We start from the raw sequence: 15,528 nt of genomic DNA, 5'->3' as shown, positions 1-15,528 counted from the left end.
TTGACGACCATAGAGCATTGGAACCACCTGATCCCATCCCGAACTCAGCAGTGAAACGATGCATCGCCGATGGTAGTGTGGGGTTTCCCCATGTGAGAGTAGGTCATCGTCAAGATTAAATTCCGAAACCCCTATCTGCTGATGCAGGTAGGGGTTTTGTTTTGCCCGCGGGAAAGTTCTTACGACAAGCGCGGAAAGCTCCCGGCTGTCACAACCCCCCGACAGTGCTAAGGTTCTGCCCCTAGCTTTTGCAATTTCAAGGATGCCTTTCATGCCGGACGCAACGTCCCTTAGCCCAGCTTTCATGGTGGTTCACGGGAATCGCCTTGATGAATTGCGCAGCCTGGTGATCAGCTTGATGCGGCGCTATCCGCTGGCCCCCCTTGAAAATGAAATCGCCCTGGTACAGAGCAACGGCATTGCCCAATGGCTCAAGCTCGCACTGGCCGAAGACCCGGAAGACGATGATTCCGGTGGCTGCGGTATTGCGGCTGCCATTGATGTGCAACTGCCGGGCAGTTTCATGTGGCAACTTTATCGAACGGTCCTGGGACGCGACGAAATTCCGGCCAAGTCCCTGCTGGATAAGGCTCCGCTAACCTGGCGCCTGATGCGTCTGCTGCCGCAGTTGATTGAGCAGCCTCATTTTGAACCTCTGCGCCGATTCCTTACCCAAGACACCGACTTGCGCAAGCGCTATCAACTGTCCGAGCGTCTTGCCGATCTGTTCGACCAGTACCAGGTCTACCGGGCCGACTGGCTTGAGGATTGGGCGGAAGGTCGACACCAGACCAGAAATGTCCGAGGTGAAATCAAGCCGCTTGCACCGGCAAATTGCTGGCAAGCGGAGCTGTGGCGAGCCTTGCTGCTGGATGTGGGAGAGCAAGGCATGGCGCAAAGCCGTGCCGGCGTTCATCAGCGCTACATCGAGCGTATCAACAGTCTGGAAGTCGCTCCGAAAGGCCTGCCCGCACGGGTCATCGTGTTTGGTATTTCGTCGTTGCCTGCCCAGGTACTGGAGGCGCTCGCCGGCCTTTCCCGGTTCAGCCAGGTTCTGCTCTGCGTGCATAACCCGTGTCGCCATCATTGGGCGGACATCGTCGCCGACAAGGATTTGCTGCGTCACCAATACAAGCGCCAGGCACGCAAGGCTGGCATGCCCGTCGTCCTCGATCCGCAAACCCTGCATCAACATGCCCATCCGTTATTGGCCGCCTGGGGCAAGCAAGGGCGCGACTATATCAACCTGCTCGACAGCTACGATGACCCGAACAGCTATCGCTCGGTATTTCGCGATGGGCGAATCGACCTGTTCACCGATGGGACCCCCACGACCCTTCTCAGCCAGTTGCAGGATGACATCCTGGAGCTGCGCCCCCTGGACGAAACCCGGGAACACTGGCCTGTCGTCGATACAGAGCGAGACGGCTCGATTCGCTTTCATGTGGCCCATGGCGCCCAGCGTGAAGTCGAAATTCTCCACGACCAATTGCTGGCCCACTTCAGTGCGGATCCGACCCTGCGCCCACGGGATATCATCGTCATGGTCCCGGACATCGACAGTTATGCACCGCACATTCGCGCAGTGTTCGGCCAGCTCGACAGGAGCGACCCGCGGTTCATTCCCTTCACGCTGACCGACCAGGGCCAGCGTGGACGTGATCCACTGCTGATCGCCGTCGAGCATTTGCTCAAGCTGCCGGACAGTCGTTTCCCGGTCAGCGAAATCCTCGATCTGCTGGATGTCCCGGCGTTACGCGAACGGTTTGGCATCGATGAGGCCGACCTGCCGACACTGCACCGCTGGATCGAAGGAGCAGGCATTCGCTGGGGGATGAGCGCCGAACACCGTGCCGGGTTGGGCCTGCCTGCCGAGCTTGAGCAGAACAGTTGGCATTTCGGCTTGCGTCGCATGTTGCTGGGGTATGCCGTCGGCAGTTCGAGCGCTTATGAGGGCATTGAGCCCTATGACGAAATCGGGGGCCTGGATGCGGCGTTGATCGGTCCCCTGGTTGCTTTGCTGGATGCCCTGGAAGTTGCCCATCAGGAACTCACCCGGCCGGCATCGCCGCAGCAATGGGGTTCACGCCTGCAAGATCTGATGCAGCTGTTTTTCCAGGCAAGCAACGAGCATGACGACTATTTGCTGGCCCAACTCGAAGACTTGCGTGAAACCTGGCTGGAAACCTGTGAGTCGGTGGGACTGCACGATGAATTGCCGCTGACGGTGGTGCGAGAGGCGTGGTTGGCCGGACTGGATCAGGGGCGACTGTCCCAGCGTTTCCTGGCCGGCGCAGTCAACTTCTGTACCTTGATGCCGATGCGCGCGATCCCCTTCAAGCTGGTGTGCCTGCTGGGAATGAATGATGGTGATTACCCACGAGCCCAGCCGCCGTTGGACTTCGACCTGATGGGCGGCGATTATCGTCCGGGCGATCGTTCCCGCCGTGAGGACGACCGCTACCTGCTGTTGGAAGCGCTGCTTTCTGCTCGGGAAAAGCTGTACATCAGTTGGGTGGGGCGCAGTATTCGCGACAACAGCGAGCGCCCGGCATCGGTGTTGATCGGCCAACTGCGCGATCATCTCGCCAGTGGCTGGCGGTTGGCAGATGACGGCAAGCCTCTTCTCGATGCCCTGACCCAGGAGCATCCGTTGCAACCGTTCAGTGCACGTTATTTCCATCAAGGTGACGAGCTGTTCAGTTACGCCAGCGAATGGCGGATGCTCCATGACGCTTGCGATCAAACCGATAAAAACCGGATGCTGGAGCCCTATGTTCAGGAAGAGCCCTTGGGCCTCGGGCAGTTGCAGGACTTCCTGCGCAATCCTGTCCGCCATTTCTTCAGTCAGCGGTTGAAGGTGTTCTTCGAGGCCATCGAAGCGCCTTTGGCCGATGACGAACCTTTTGTGCTCGATGCGCTGCAACGCTACAGCCTGAGTGACAGTCTGCTCGAGGCCGCCCTGGTACGCCTGGACCAGCCGGATCTTGCCCTCACCGCCCACGCCAAAAGACTGCAGAACAGTGGTCTGTTACCCATGGCCGGTTTCGGTGAGTGCATGCAGCGTGAATTGATTGAACCCCTGCCGGATCTGCTCCAGCGTTACCAACAGCTTCTGGCGTTATGGCCGACACCGTCGGTCAGCGCTGTGCCAGTCAGCCTGCAATTGCAGGGAGTGAATGTCGAGGGCTGGCTCAGTGGTTTGCATCAGCGTTCCGACGGTGCGGTCCTCGCCATCACGGCCATACCCAACAGCATTGGCTCCACCAAGACCCGTAAGTGGCATCGCTTGATACGGCCTTGGGTCAACCATCTCGTGGCCTGCGCTAATGGCTTGTCGTTGACGACGGCGCTGGTGGCCAGTGATGACAGCTTGCTGCTGGCACCTTTTGACGAGCCTGTCGCACAAAGGCTACTGGGCGACATGCTGCTGGCTTGGCAGACCGGTATGCGCCAGCCGCTACCAATCGCGGTGAAGACGGCTTTCGCCTGGCTCGGCCAGACTGATCCGGACAAGGCCGAAGCGGCGGCTCGCAAAGCCTATGAGGGCGATGGACAGACGTTTGAAGGCGAACGGCGGGAAAGTCCGGCGTTGGCTCGACAGTTTCCTGATTTCGATGCCTTGATGGCTGACGAAACATTCCCCGATTGGTGCGATGCGCTTTACCGGCCGTTGCTCGAAGCCCCATGGCGTTCATTGGTCGGCGAGGAAGCCCGTTCATGAGTCGACAGACACCATTGGCCTTGGCTTTCCCGCTACATGGTAGCCAACTGATCGAGGCCAGCGCCGGTACCGGCAAGACCTTCACCATCTCGGCGTTGTACCTGCGTCTGGTGCTGGGGCATGGCGGTTCGGCGTCCGGCTTTGGCCGCGAGTTGCTTCCACCGCAAATCCTGGTAGTGACCTTCACGGACGCTGCCACCAAAGAGTTGCGTGAACGAATTCGCACCCGTCTGGCCGAAGCCGCACGCTTCTTCCGTGACGAAATTCCCGCCCCGGATTCGCTGATCGTTGCGTTGCGCGACGAGTTCAACGCCGACCAATGGCCTGGCTGCGCGAACCGGCTGGACATCGCTGCGCAGTGGATGGACGAAGCGGCCGTCTCGACCATCCACAGTTGGTGCCAGCGCATGTTGCGTGAGCACGCCTTCGACAGCGGTAGCTTGTTCACCCAGACCCTGGAAACCGACCACAGCGAATTGCTGGGCGAGGTGCTGCGCGATTATTGGCGGTTGTTCTGCTATTCGATGCAAGGCGAGGCGCTGAGCTGGGTGCGTACCCATTGGGGAGGGCCTGCTGCGCTGTTGCCGCGGGTACGAGGCTTGTTTTCCAGCGAGCGTGGCGATGGTGACGGGCTTGAGCCTGCCGAACTCATCGCCGCGGCCTTGCAGGAGCGCAGTGCCGCCTTGCTCGATCTCAAGGCGCCGTGGCGGCAATGGGCGGTGGAACTGTTGCAGATATGCCAGCAAGGCGTGGCCAGCAAGTCTGTCGACGGGCGCAAGATGCAGGCGCGTTACTTCGAACCGTGGTTTCAGAAAATCACTGCCTGGGTCGATGACGAAAGCCTTGAGCTGTTGGACATCGGCACCGGGTTCTCGCGGTTGACGCCCGAGGGCATGGCCGAAGCCTGGAAAGGTGACGTGCCCAACCATCCCGGGCTGGACGCCATGGCCAGTCTCAAGGCCAGCCTGGATGCGTTGCCCACGCCAGATGCCGCCGTATTGCAGCATGCCGCGCAATGGGTCGGGGCGCGCTTCGAGGCAGAGAAGCGTCGCCGCGCCGAGATGGGCTTCGATGACATGCTGCTGCGCCTCGACGCGGCCCTGCAGGCCGACGGAGGCGAGCGTCTGGCGAGCCTGATCCGCGAGCAGTTTCCGGTAGCGCTGATCGATGAGTTCCAGGACACCGACCCGGTTCAATACCGGATCTTCGAAAGCATCTACCGTATCGAAGATAACGACCCCGGGACCGGACTTTTCCTGATCGGCGATCCGAAGCAGGCGATCTACGCGTTTCGCGGTGCCGACATCTATACCTACCTGCGCGCTCGCGAAGCCACTGCTGGCAGGCTGCACACGCTGGGCACGAATTTCCGTTCCAGCCATGCCATGGTCGGTGCGGTAAACCATGTTTTCCAGAATGCCGAGTCCCGCCCGAAGGGGCGTGGGGCCTTTCTGTTCCGTGAACCTTCGGGCGAGAACCCGGTGCCGTTCCTGTCCGTTGAATCCCAGGGACGCAAGGAGTCCTTGCGGGTCGCAGGGCAGGTGGTCGCGGCGCTGAACATCTGGCACCTGTCGTCGGAGCAGCCGCTTTCCGGTGCGGTGTATCGACAATCCATGGCGGCCGCTTGCGCCAGTGAGATCACGGCGTTGCTCAACGGCGGCCAGTCAGGACGCGATGGCTTCACGGTCGATGGAAAAGTGCTGCGAGGCGTGCGCCCGGCAGATATCGCCATCCTGGTGCGCGATGGTAAAGAAGCGCAGGCGGTGCGAGACGCGTTGTCCGCGCGAGGCGTGCGCAGTGTCTATCTGTCCGACAAGGATTCGGTCTTTGCCTCGCAGGAAGCGCGTGATTTGCTTGTCTGGCTCAAGGCCTGTGCCGAGCCGGATGCCGAACGACCGCTACGGGCGGCTCTGGCCAGCATCACGTTGAATCTGTCGCTGACGGAACTGGAGCGTCTCAATCAGGATGAGCTGGCCTGGGAAGCCCGGGTCATGCAATTCCGCGGTTATCGTACGGTCTGGCGCAGCCAGGGCGTGCTGCCGATGTTGCGGCGCCTGCTGCATGATTTCGAACTGCCCCAGGCCTTGATGGTGCGCAGCGATGGCGAGCGGGTGCTGACCAACTTGTTGCACCTTTGCGAACTGTTGCAGCAGGCAGCCGGTGAACTGGATGGCGAACAAGCCTTGATCCGGCATTTGTCCGAGCACCTGGCCTTGTCCGGGCAGGCGGGAGAAGAGCAGATCCTGCGCCTGGAAAGCGATGAGCAACTGGTCAAGGTGGTCACGATCCACAAGTCCAAGGGCCTCGAATATCCGTTGGTCTTCTTGCCCTTCATCTGCTCGACGAAACCGGTGGACGGCAGTCGACTGCCATTGCACTACCACGATGAGGCCAACAAGGCGCAGATCAGCCTCAAGCCCACTGCCGAATTGATCGCCAAGGCCGATGACGAGCGTCTGGCTGAGGATCTGCGGCTTCTCTACGTGGCTCTGACCCGTGCACAACATGCCTGCTGGCTAGGTGTCGCGGATCTCAAGCGGGGCAGCAACAATCGCTCGATCCTCCATGTGTCCGCGTTGGGGTATCTATTGGGCGGTGGTGCACCGCTGACCGAGTCGGTGGAGTTGAGGCGTTGGCTGGAAGACCTGCAACAAGGCAGCGACGCGGTGAGCTACCAGCCAATGCCCGAAGCCACCGACGAGCACTACCGGCCCCCGCGCAACGAAGCCGTGTTGCTTGAGCCCTTGGTGCCCTTGCGAAAAGCCAGCGAGAACTGGTGGATCGCGTCCTACAGTGCCTTACGCATCAGCGAAAGCCTGAGCGAAGGCAGCGATACCGCGCCAGAGAGTCCGCAGGCCCAGAAACTGTTCGACGATGAACGACTGGATCCGGACGCTCCCAGGGAGACTATCGCTATCGGTGGCGACATCCACCGCTTTCCCCGTGGCCCCAACCCCGGCACTTTCCTGCATGGTCTGCTGGAGTGGGCCGCAGGGGAGGGCTTTTCATCGGCGCCAGCGGATATCGAGGATGCCATTGCCCGACGCTGCAATCGCCGAGGCTGGAAAGGCTGGATCACCACGCTGAGCGATTGGCTGCAGCACCTGATCAAGATGCCCATGCACGTCGGCAACGACCAGGCGCCAGTGGTGCTCGAAGACCTGAGCCAATTCCAGGTCGAAATGGAGTTCTGGTTCGCCAGCCACAAGGTCGATGTGCAAAAGCTCGACCAGCTGGTTTGCCGGTTCACCCATGGCGGTGTGGCCCGAGTTGCAGCGGAGCCGGTGCTGCTCAATGGCATGTTCAAGGGCTTCATCGATTTGACGTTCGAGCACGACGGTCGGTACTACGTGGCCGATTACAAATCCAACTGGCTGGGTGTCGATGACATGGCCTACACCGTACCGGCCATGGAACAGTCGATCCTGGACCATCGCTACGACCTGCAATACGTGCTGTACCTGTTGGCCCTGCATCGCCAGCTCAAGGCACGGCTCCCCGATTACGACTACGACCGGCATGTCGGCGGCGCGTTGTACCTGTTCCTTCGCGGAACCCGCTCAGCCAGTCAGGGTGTGTATTTCGCCAAGCCGCCACGGGCATTGATCGAACAATTGGATCGTCTGTTCCAAGGGGCGCCCGAACCCAAGGCCGAGCCGGCGTGGGTACAGGGAGAATTGCTATGAGTCGTTCTTTTGCCGACCTGCTGCCCAAGTCGTCCGACGACGAAAGCCTGGTGGAGTTGGCGCCCTTGAGCCGTGCGCAGGACCTGCTGTTGTTACTGACGCGCTGGGTCGAGCGCGGCTGGTTGCGCGCCCTGGACAAGGCCTTCGTGGCGTTCCTCCATGAACTGGCACCCGACGATGATCCATTGGTCCTGCTCGCCGCTGCGTTGACCAGTCATCAACTGGGTCACGGGCATGTTTGCCTGGATGTGTTCGAGACCCTCAAGGAACCGGATTTTGCTCTGTCCCTGCCTCCCGAGGGTGACCTGCAGACGGGTGTGATGCTGCTGCCATCGCAAATATTGGCGACACTGGACGGCGTCCATTGGTGCAAGGTCCTGGCGTCCAGTCGTCTGGTGGCCCTGGCCGTGGATGGGAGCGAAGAGGCGCAGCAACGTCCGTTGGTGCTGTCTGGCAAACGTCTTTATCTGCGCCGCTACTGGGGTTATGAACGGCGGATCGATGAAGCGTTGCGTCAACGGCTTATCGAGCATGAAGCGGCGCCCGGCGACCTGCGCGAGCGTTTGGACGGGTTGTTCGGGCCGGCCAATGCCAGCGGCCCGATCGATTGGCAGAAACTGGCCTGCGCGCTGGCAACCCGCGGGTCCTTCAGCATCGTGACCGGCGGCCCGGGCACCGGCAAGACCACGACCGTTGTGCGCCTGCTGGCCCTGCTCCAGGCACCGGCCGTCGAGGCCGGGAAGCCGCTGCGGATTCGCCTGGCCGCGCCCACTGGCAAGGCGGCGGCGCGCCTGACCGAGTCCATCAGCCAGCAGGTCCGGACCCTGGATGTGGACGACGCGGTGCGCGAACGGATTCCCTGCGACGTCACGACAGTCCATCGTTTGCTGGGCAGCCGCCCTGGCACCCGGCATTTTCGCCACCATGCAGGCAATCGCTTGCCACTGGATGTGTTGGTGGTCGATGAAGCGTCGATGATCGACCTGGAGATGATGGCCAATCTGCTGGATGCTCTGCCGGCCCATGCACGGTTGGTATTGCTGGGGGACAAGGACCAGTTGGCCTCTGTAGAAGCCGGTGCGGTGCTCGGGGATTTGTGTCGAGACGCCGAGGAGGGCTGGTACAGCCCCCGGACCCGAGCCTGGCTTGAGTCGGTCAGCGGTGAAAACCTGGCGGCCGGTGACCTGCAACAGGACCTCGACGGCACTCATCCCCTGGCACAGCAAGTGGTCATGCTCAGGCATTCCCGGCGCTTCGGCGAAGGCAGCGGGATCGGTCAGCTGGCTCGCTGGGTCAACCAGCAGCAGCCTGAAAAAGCCCGTCAGTTGCTGGAGCAAGGGCAGCATGCCGATCTGTCTTCCCTGAAGTTGGCGAATGAACACGACACGAAACTGGAGAAGCTGTTACTCGACGGCAAGCCAGATGGGTCCCAGGGGTATCGGCATTACCTGAACCTGCTACGGCAGCGACGCCCGGCCATTTCTCGCCCGCTGGAAGACCGTTGCTGGACCGATTGGGCCCGGGAAGTCCTGGCGGCCTTCGACGAATTCCAATTGCTTTGCGCGGTGCGCAAAGGTCCGTGGGGCGTCGAAGGACTGAACCTGCGAATCACCGCCGCCTTGCTCAAGGCACGCCTTATCGATAGCGATCATCAGTGGTACGAAGGACGCCCGGTGCTGATGACCCGCAACGACTATGGGCTGGGGCTGATGAACGGCGATATCGGTATCGCCCTCAAGTTGCCCGAGCGTGACGGGCCTGATGCTGGAAAACAGGTTCTGCGGGTCGCTTTCCCGCGCAACGACGGTCAGGGCGGTGTGCGTTTCGTCCTGCCCAGCCGCCTGAATGATGTGGAAACCGTGTATGCCATGACGGTGCACAAATCCCAGGGCTCGGAATTCACCCATACCGCGTTGATTCTCCCGGATGCGCTGAACCCGGTATTGACCAAGGAGTTGGTGTACACCGCCATTACTCGGGGCAAGCAATGGTTCAGCCTGATAGAGCCGCGAGCGGGGGTGTTTGAGGAGGCGGTGCGGCGCAAGGTCAAGCGCTTGAGCGGGCTGATGTTGGAACTGGAGGGTGATGACTGAATGATCAGCTTTCGTGATTCAATGCTGGGGTCACGATTTTGGCTGTTTTCTGTCAGATATGTCCGTAGGGCGCCGGCTCGCTGGCTTTTTGGCACTGTGCTATCGTTCCGACACTTATCGTATTATCTAGAGATTTTCCATGAAAGTGGCGGTTCGGGAGGCTGTGCGCAGCAAGGACTGGGGGCATTATCTGCTTGCCGGTCTTCTGTGGTTGCTGTCGCCTATGGTGCTTGCCGAAGACCCGTCCTCCACGAGTCGGGCTGAACAGCGGGCCGAATCGGTCACTCAAGTCGTCTTAGGCATTCTCAGCTACGCGCGCTGGCCAGTAGAGCCTGCGCAGTTGCAACTGTGCATCGTCGGCCCGACTCAATACACCGACGACCTGGTCAAGGGCACCACTCAGGCCACCGGTCGACCGGTGACCGTGCAGCGATTGCTGGCCGATCACCCCAACATCGCCACGGACTGCAACGCCGTCTACATCGGCAGGCTGACCAGCGACGAGCGTACTCGTCTGTTTGACTCCCTGATCGGCAAGCCCGTGTTGAGCATCAGCGAAGGCGGTGACCAGTGCACCGTGGGGAGCCTGTTCTGTCTGCGGGTCGGTGATGAGCAGGTATCGTTCGAGGTCAACCTCGACTCGGTAGCGCGCAGTGGCGTGCGTATCCATCCCAGCGTTCTGCAGCTTTCCCGTCGCAGGCCGGCAGTACCATGAGCCTGTCCAAATCGCGGGTCCGTCCCACCCTGGGCTCGGTCATCGGGCGCGGCCACCTGATTGTCGCGTTGGTGGCGATCACCATGGCCAGTGTTTCCCTGACGTTGCTGGGTGTGCTTGCGTTGCGGGTCTACGCCGATCACAACCTGCACCTGATCGCCCGCTCGATCAACTACACCGTGGAAGCGGCCGTGGTATTCGATGACGCGGCGGCGGCCACCGAGGCGCTGGCGTTGATTGCCTCCACCGAGGAGGTCGCCGATGCCCAAGTGTTCAATGAGCACGGCCGTCTGTTGGCGCGCTGGAAACGTCCGGATACCGGTTTATTGTCGGAACTGGAAATGCACATTGCCAAGGCGTTTTTGGAAAAGCCCATCAGTCTGCCGATCGTTCATCAAGGGCGGAACATCGGCAGCATTCTATTGGCAGGGCATGGCGGCAGCCTGTTGCGCTTTTTGCTCAGCGGTCTGGCGGGGATCATTTTGTGCACGGCGGTGAGTGCCTGGGTAGCGTTGTACCTGGCGCGACGTCAGCTGCGGGCGATCACCGGACCATTGCGCAGCCTGGCCGAAGTGGCCCACGCGGCACGCAGCGAGCGGGCCCTGGATCGGCGCGTGCCGCCGGCCGCCATCGCCGAACTGGATAACCTGGCCAATGACTTCAATGCACTGCTCGACGAACTGGAGTCCTGGCAGACTCACCTGCAAAGCGAAAACGAAACCCTGGCACACCAGGCCAGTCACGACAGCTTGACCGGTTTGCCGAACCGGGCGTTTTTCGAGGGCCGGCTGATCCGCGCCTTGCGCAACGCCAGCAAGCTCAACGAGCAAGTGGCCGTGTTGTACCTGGACAGCGACCGGTTCAAGGGCATCAACGACAATTTCGGTCATGCTGCCGGTGACGCGGTGCTGACGGCCGTGGCAACCCGGGTCCGGGCACAGTTGCGTGAAGACGACTTGGTCGCACGCCTGGGAGGCGATGAATTCGCCGTGCTGCTGGCACCTCTGCACAAGGCCGAGGACGCCGAGCGGATCGCTGAAAAAATCATCGCCAGCATGGAAATGCCGATTCAACTGCCTGGCAATGCTTCAGTGCTGACGTCCCTCAGTATCGGCATTGCCGTTTACCCCGATGATGGTGCGACACCGGGCACCCTTCTCCATGCCGCCGATGCGGCGATGTACCAAGCCAAACGCCTCGCCCGAGGCGGTCAACATACGGCGGAGTCGGATCACTCCGTCGCTGATCTTCAAACCAGGAGCTGACTCGTGCGTTCATATCCTTCATTTTCCCTGCGCTGGTTCGCGGCGTTTTTGTTGCTGGCCGTCCTGGCCATGAGCGGTTGCCAGACGGCACCGCAGAAGGGCCTGACCCCGGCGCAAATCGCCGTACTCAAGCAACAAGGGTTCGAATTGACTGACGATGGCTGGGCGTTCGGCCTGTCGGGCAAGGTCCTGTTCGGCAGCGACGTGGAAAACCTCAACCCGGCCAGCACCGAAATCGTCGAGCGTATCGGCAAGGCACTGCTGGGGGCGGGAATCCAGCGGGTACGCGTCGATGGTCATACCGACGCATCGGGCTCCCAGGCCTACAACGAACAACTGTCGATGCGGCGGGCCGCCAGCGTGAGCAAGGTGCTGACAGCCGTTGGCATGCGCGAAGAGAACGTCCAACTGCGCGGCCTGGGCAGCAGCAAACCAGTCGCCTCCAACGACACCGCCAGCGGCCGCACCGAAAACCGCCGTGTCGCCATTGTGGTCATCGCCGACTAGTCGGCGAACACCATCTCCCGGCTGTCGCCCATCAGCAGTGGCTGGTTCTGTTCAGTCACTTCGCGAATGTAATCCCACAACAACGTAATCCGCTTCAGCTTCCTCAAGTCCTCCCGGCAGTACATCCAGAACTGCCGGGTGACGGTGATGTCCTCCGGCAGGACCGGCAACAGCCGTGGGTCCTGGGCGGCGAGGAAGCAGGGCAGGATTGCCAGCGAGCGTCCTTGCTGCGCTGCCACGAATTGCGCGATCACGCTGGTGCTGCGCAGGTGGGCATTGGCGCCGGGCAGTACGTTGGCCAGGTAGAGCAACTCGGAACTGAACGCCAGGTCATCCACGTAGCTGATGAACGAGTGCTTGCTCAAGTCGGCCGGGCGCCGGATGGGTGGGTGGTTGTCCAGGTATTGCTGGGTGGCATAGAGCTGCAGCCGGTAGTCGCACAATTTGCAGCATACATATGGGCCATGTTCGGGGCGTTCGAGGGCGATGACGATGTCGGCTTCGCGCTTGGAGAGGCTGATGAAGTGCGGCAGCGGGAGGATGTCTACCGAAATGGCCGGGTAGGCGTCGACGAAGTGGCTCAGTTGCGGGGTGATGAAGAAGCTGCCGAAGCCTTCGGTGCAGCCCATGCGCACGTGGCCGGACAGTGCGACGCCAGAGCCTGAAACCTGCTCGCAGGCCATGTGCAGGGTGCTTTCGATCGATTCGGCGTAACCCAGCAGGCGTTGGCCTTCGGCCGTCAGGACAAAACCGTTGGTCCGGGATTTCTCGAACAGCAGCGTGCCCAACGAGGCTTCCAGCGAGCTGATGCGTCGCGACACCGTGGTGTAGTCGACGGCCAGGCGCTTGGCGGCAGTGCTGGCCTTGCGGGTGCGGGCCACTTCTAGGAAAAACTTGAGGTCGTCCCAATTCAGCGACCCCAGGGAGGTGATGTTTTTTTGCATGTTGGACCGGCTTTTATGTGCATTCTTATTAGAAGTTTGCACATCTATACTCCAAAAACCGTCTCATCACCAAGGTGTCTATGTACCTTGGTCCCAGCGCTCTCTATAAGAACAATCCCGGAGGCCAGCATGAACGTTTCCCTTACGCCCAGCGACACCACCCTGCAAACCGTCAGACTGTTGATCGATGGCGAGTGGGTTGAATCCCAATCCAGCGAATGGCACGACATCGTCAACCCGGCCACCCAGCAGGTGTTGGCAAAGGTTCCGTTCGCCACGGCCTCGGAAGTCGATGCCGCCATCGCCGCTGCCCAGCGTGCTTTCCAGACCTGGAAACTGACGCCCATCGGCGCGCGGATGCGCATCATGCTCAAGCTCCAGGCATTGATCCGCGAGCACTCCAAGCGCATCGCCGCGGTGCTCAGCGCCGAACAGGGCAAGACCATCGCTGATGCCGAGGGCGATATTTTCCGTGGCCTGGAAGTGGTCGAGCACGCCTGTTCCATCGGCACCCTGCAGATGGGTGAATTTGCCGAGAACGTCGCCGGTGGCGTTGATACCTACACGCTGCGCCAGCCGATTGGTGTGTGCGCGGGCATTACCCCGTTCAACTTCCCGGCAATGATTCCGCTGTGGATGTTCCCGATGGCCATCGCCTGCGGCAATACCTTTGTGCTCAAGCCATCGGAACAGGATCCGCTTTCGACCATGCTTCTGGTGGAACTGGCTATCGAGGCCGGCGTGCCGGCGGGTGTGCTCAATGTGGTGCACGGCGGCAAGGACGTGGTGGACGCGCTCTGCACCCACAAGGACATCAAGGCGGTTTCGTTCGTCGGTTCGACGGCGGTCGGCACCCACGTGTATGACCTGGCGGGTCGTCACGGCAAGCGCGTGCAGTCGATGATGGGCGCCAAGAACCACGCGGTGGTGTTGCCCGATGCCAATCGTGAGCAAACCCTCAACGCCTTGGTCGGCGCCGGTTTCGGCGCGGCGGGCCAGCGTTGCATGGCCACCTCCGTGGTGGTGCTGGTGGGCGCGGCCAAGCAGTGGTTGCCGGAGCTAAAGGCCCTGGCACAGAAGCTCAAGGTCAATGCCGGCAGCGAGCCGGGTACTGACGTCGGCCCGGTGATTTCCAAGCGCGCCAAGGCGCGGATCCTCGAATTGATCGAGAGTGGCGTGCAGCAAGGGGCGAAGCTGGAGCTCGATGGTCGTGGCATCAGCGTGCCGGGCTTCGAGCAGGGCAATTTCGTCGGCCCGACCCTGTTTTCCGGCGTGACCACCGACATGCGTATCTACACCGAAGAAATTTTCGGGCCGGTGCTGGTGGTGCTGGAAGTCGACACCCTGGATCAGGCGATTGCCCTGGTCAACGCCAACCCATTCGGCAACGGCACTGGCCTGTTCACCCAGAGCGGTGCGGCGGCGCGCAAATTCCAGAGTGAAATCGACGTCGGCCAGGTGGGCATCAACATTCCGATCCCGGTGCCGGTGCCGTTCTTCAGCTTCACCGGTTCCCGCGGTTCGAAACTCGGCGACCTCGGTCCGTACGGCAAACAAGTGGTGCAGTTCTACACTCAGACCAAGACCGTGACCGCGCGCTGGTTCGATGATGACAGCGTCAATGACGGTGTGAACACCACCATCAATTTGCGTTAAGGAGCCGGACATGAACATCGCATTTATCGGCCTGGGCAACATGGGCGCCCCCATGGCGCGCAACCTGCTCAAGGCTGGCCATTCGCTGAACTTGTTCGACCTGAACCAGACGGTGCTGGCTGAACTGGCGGCGTTGGGCGGCACGATCAGCGCCTCGCCTCGCGACGCGGCCCAGGGCACTGCGCTGGTGATCACCATGCTGCCGGCCGCCGCTCATGTGCGCAGTGTCTGGCTGGGTGAAGACGGTGTGCTGGCTGGCATCGCCGCCGGCACGCCGGCGGTGGATTGCAGCACCATCGATCCACAAACCGCCCGCGACGTGGCGGCTGCCGCGGCGAAACAAGGGGTGGCGATGGCCGATGCGCCGGTCTCGGGCGGCACCGGCGGTGCGGCGGCGGGCACGTTGACCTTCATGGTTGGTGCCTCGGCCGAGTTGTTCGCCACCTTGCAACCGGTGTTGGCGCAAATGGGCCGTAACATCGTGCACTGTGGCGAAGTCGGCACCGGGCAGATCGCCAAGATCTGCAACAACCTGCTGCTGGGGATTTCCATGGTGGGCGTCAGCGAAGCCATGGCGTTGGGCGATGCCTTGGGGATCGACACCCAGGTGTTGGCCGGCATCATCAACAGTTCAACGGGCCGTTGCTGGAGTTCGGACACCTACAACCCATGGCCCGGCGTGATCGAAACGGCACCGGCGTCCCGTGGCTACACGGGGGGCTTTGGCGCCGACCTGATGCTCAAGGACCTGGGCCTGGCGACCGAAGCCGCGCGGCAGGCCCATCAGCCGGTGGTGCTGGGGGCGGTGGCGCAGCAGTTGTATCAGGCGATGAGCCAGCGGGGCGAGGGCGGCAAGGACTTTTCGGCGATTGTTAACAGCTATCGCAAGCCGCAGTAAGAGCGACGATATCGACGGGCTTTTGTGGCAAGGGCAATTA

At 61.5% G+C, this 15,528-nt stretch carries 9 protein-coding genes and 1 rRNA gene; 9 read left to right on the top strand and 1 reads right to left on the bottom strand.

Features of this window, described 5'->3' with window-relative positions; all coding sequences use genetic code 11:
- The 7 genes from rrf to F7R20_RS15190 all read left to right on the top strand — a co-directional run bounded on the left by rrf (nt 1) and on the right by F7R20_RS15190 (nt 11,990).
- A 5S ribosomal RNA gene (gene rrf / locus F7R20_RS15220) occupies nt 1–115 on the top strand.
- Nucleotides 116–271: 156 nt separating this feature from the next.
- On the top strand, nt 272–3,724 hold the full coding sequence (gene recC / locus F7R20_RS15215) for an exodeoxyribonuclease V subunit gamma (RefSeq protein ID WP_003197523.1): 3,453 nt from the start codon (nt 272–274) through the stop codon (nt 3,722–3,724).
- Nucleotides 3,721–7,410, top strand: a complete 3,690-nt coding sequence (gene recB, locus F7R20_RS15210) for an exodeoxyribonuclease V subunit beta (protein ID WP_003197524.1) — start codon at nt 3,721–3,723, stop codon at nt 7,408–7,410. Before recC ends, recB begins: the two co-directional genes overlap by 4 nt.
- Nucleotides 7,407–9,503 (top strand): exodeoxyribonuclease V subunit alpha, encoded by a 2,097-nt coding sequence (gene recD, locus F7R20_RS15205; RefSeq protein WP_003197526.1) that lies wholly within the window; start codon nt 7,407–7,409, stop codon nt 9,501–9,503. Before recB ends, recD begins: the two co-directional genes overlap by 4 nt.
- A gap of 139 nt (nt 9,504–9,642) precedes the next feature.
- On the top strand, nt 9,643–10,218 hold the full coding sequence (locus F7R20_RS15200) for a YfiR family protein (protein WP_013692183.1): 576 nt from the start codon (nt 9,643–9,645) through the stop codon (nt 10,216–10,218).
- Nucleotides 10,215–11,483 (top strand): diguanylate cyclase domain-containing protein, encoded by a 1,269-nt coding sequence (locus F7R20_RS15195; protein WP_003197529.1) that lies wholly within the window; start codon nt 10,215–10,217, stop codon nt 11,481–11,483. The genes F7R20_RS15200 and F7R20_RS15195 overlap by 4 nt, the downstream gene beginning before the upstream one ends.
- A 69-nt stretch (nt 11,484–11,552) precedes the next feature.
- Complete coding sequence (locus F7R20_RS15190) at nt 11,553–11,990, top strand: OmpA family protein (protein WP_223470346.1); 438 nt, start codon at nt 11,553–11,555, stop codon at nt 11,988–11,990.
- Here F7R20_RS15190 and F7R20_RS15185 read toward each other — a convergent pair.
- Nucleotides 11,987–12,934, bottom strand: a complete 948-nt coding sequence (locus F7R20_RS15185) for a LysR family transcriptional regulator (protein WP_003197534.1) — start codon at nt 12,932–12,934, stop codon at nt 11,987–11,989. The genes F7R20_RS15190 and F7R20_RS15185 overlap by 4 nt on opposite strands.
- A 129-nt stretch (nt 12,935–13,063) precedes the next feature.
- Between F7R20_RS15185 and F7R20_RS15180 the strand changes: the two genes are divergently transcribed.
- On the top strand, nt 13,064–14,590 hold the full coding sequence (locus F7R20_RS15180; protein WP_003197536.1) for a CoA-acylating methylmalonate-semialdehyde dehydrogenase: 1,527 nt from the start codon (nt 13,064–13,066) through the stop codon (nt 14,588–14,590).
- A gap of 10 nt (nt 14,591–14,600) precedes the next feature.
- Nucleotides 14,601–15,488, top strand: a complete 888-nt coding sequence (gene mmsB, locus F7R20_RS15175; RefSeq protein ID WP_003197538.1) for a 3-hydroxyisobutyrate dehydrogenase — start codon at nt 14,601–14,603, stop codon at nt 15,486–15,488.
- The last annotated feature ends 40 nt before the right edge of the window (nt 15,489–15,528 follow it).

The sequence above is a fragment of the Pseudomonas brassicacearum subsp. brassicacearum genome (genome assembly GCF_008801605.1).
Lineage (GTDB): Bacteria > Pseudomonadota > Gammaproteobacteria > Pseudomonadales > Pseudomonadaceae > Aquipseudomonas > Aquipseudomonas brassicacearum.
This window is presented reverse-complemented; position numbering and strand designations above follow the sequence as displayed.

Coding starts and splice junctions, on each gene's coding strand:
- recC (WP_003197523.1), top strand. CDS start 272: ATGCCGGACGCAACGTCCCTTAGCCCAGCTTTCATGGTGGTTCACGGG.
- recB (WP_003197524.1), top strand. CDS start 3,721: ATGAGTCGACAGACACCATTGGCCTTGGCTTTCCCGCTACATGGTAGC.
- recD (WP_003197526.1), top strand. CDS start 7,407: ATGAGTCGTTCTTTTGCCGACCTGCTGCCCAAGTCGTCCGACGACGAA.
- F7R20_RS15200 (WP_013692183.1), top strand. CDS start 9,643: ATGAAAGTGGCGGTTCGGGAGGCTGTGCGCAGCAAGGACTGGGGGCAT.
- F7R20_RS15195 (WP_003197529.1), top strand. CDS start 10,215: ATGAGCCTGTCCAAATCGCGGGTCCGTCCCACCCTGGGCTCGGTCATC.
- F7R20_RS15190 (WP_223470346.1), top strand. CDS start 11,553: ATGAGCGGTTGCCAGACGGCACCGCAGAAGGGCCTGACCCCGGCGCAA.
- F7R20_RS15185 (WP_003197534.1), bottom strand. CDS start 12,934: ATGCAAAAAAACATCACCTCCCTGGGGTCGCTGAATTGGGACGACCTC.
- F7R20_RS15180 (WP_003197536.1), top strand. CDS start 13,064: ATGAACGTTTCCCTTACGCCCAGCGACACCACCCTGCAAACCGTCAGA.
- mmsB (WP_003197538.1), top strand. CDS start 14,601: ATGAACATCGCATTTATCGGCCTGGGCAACATGGGCGCCCCCATGGCG.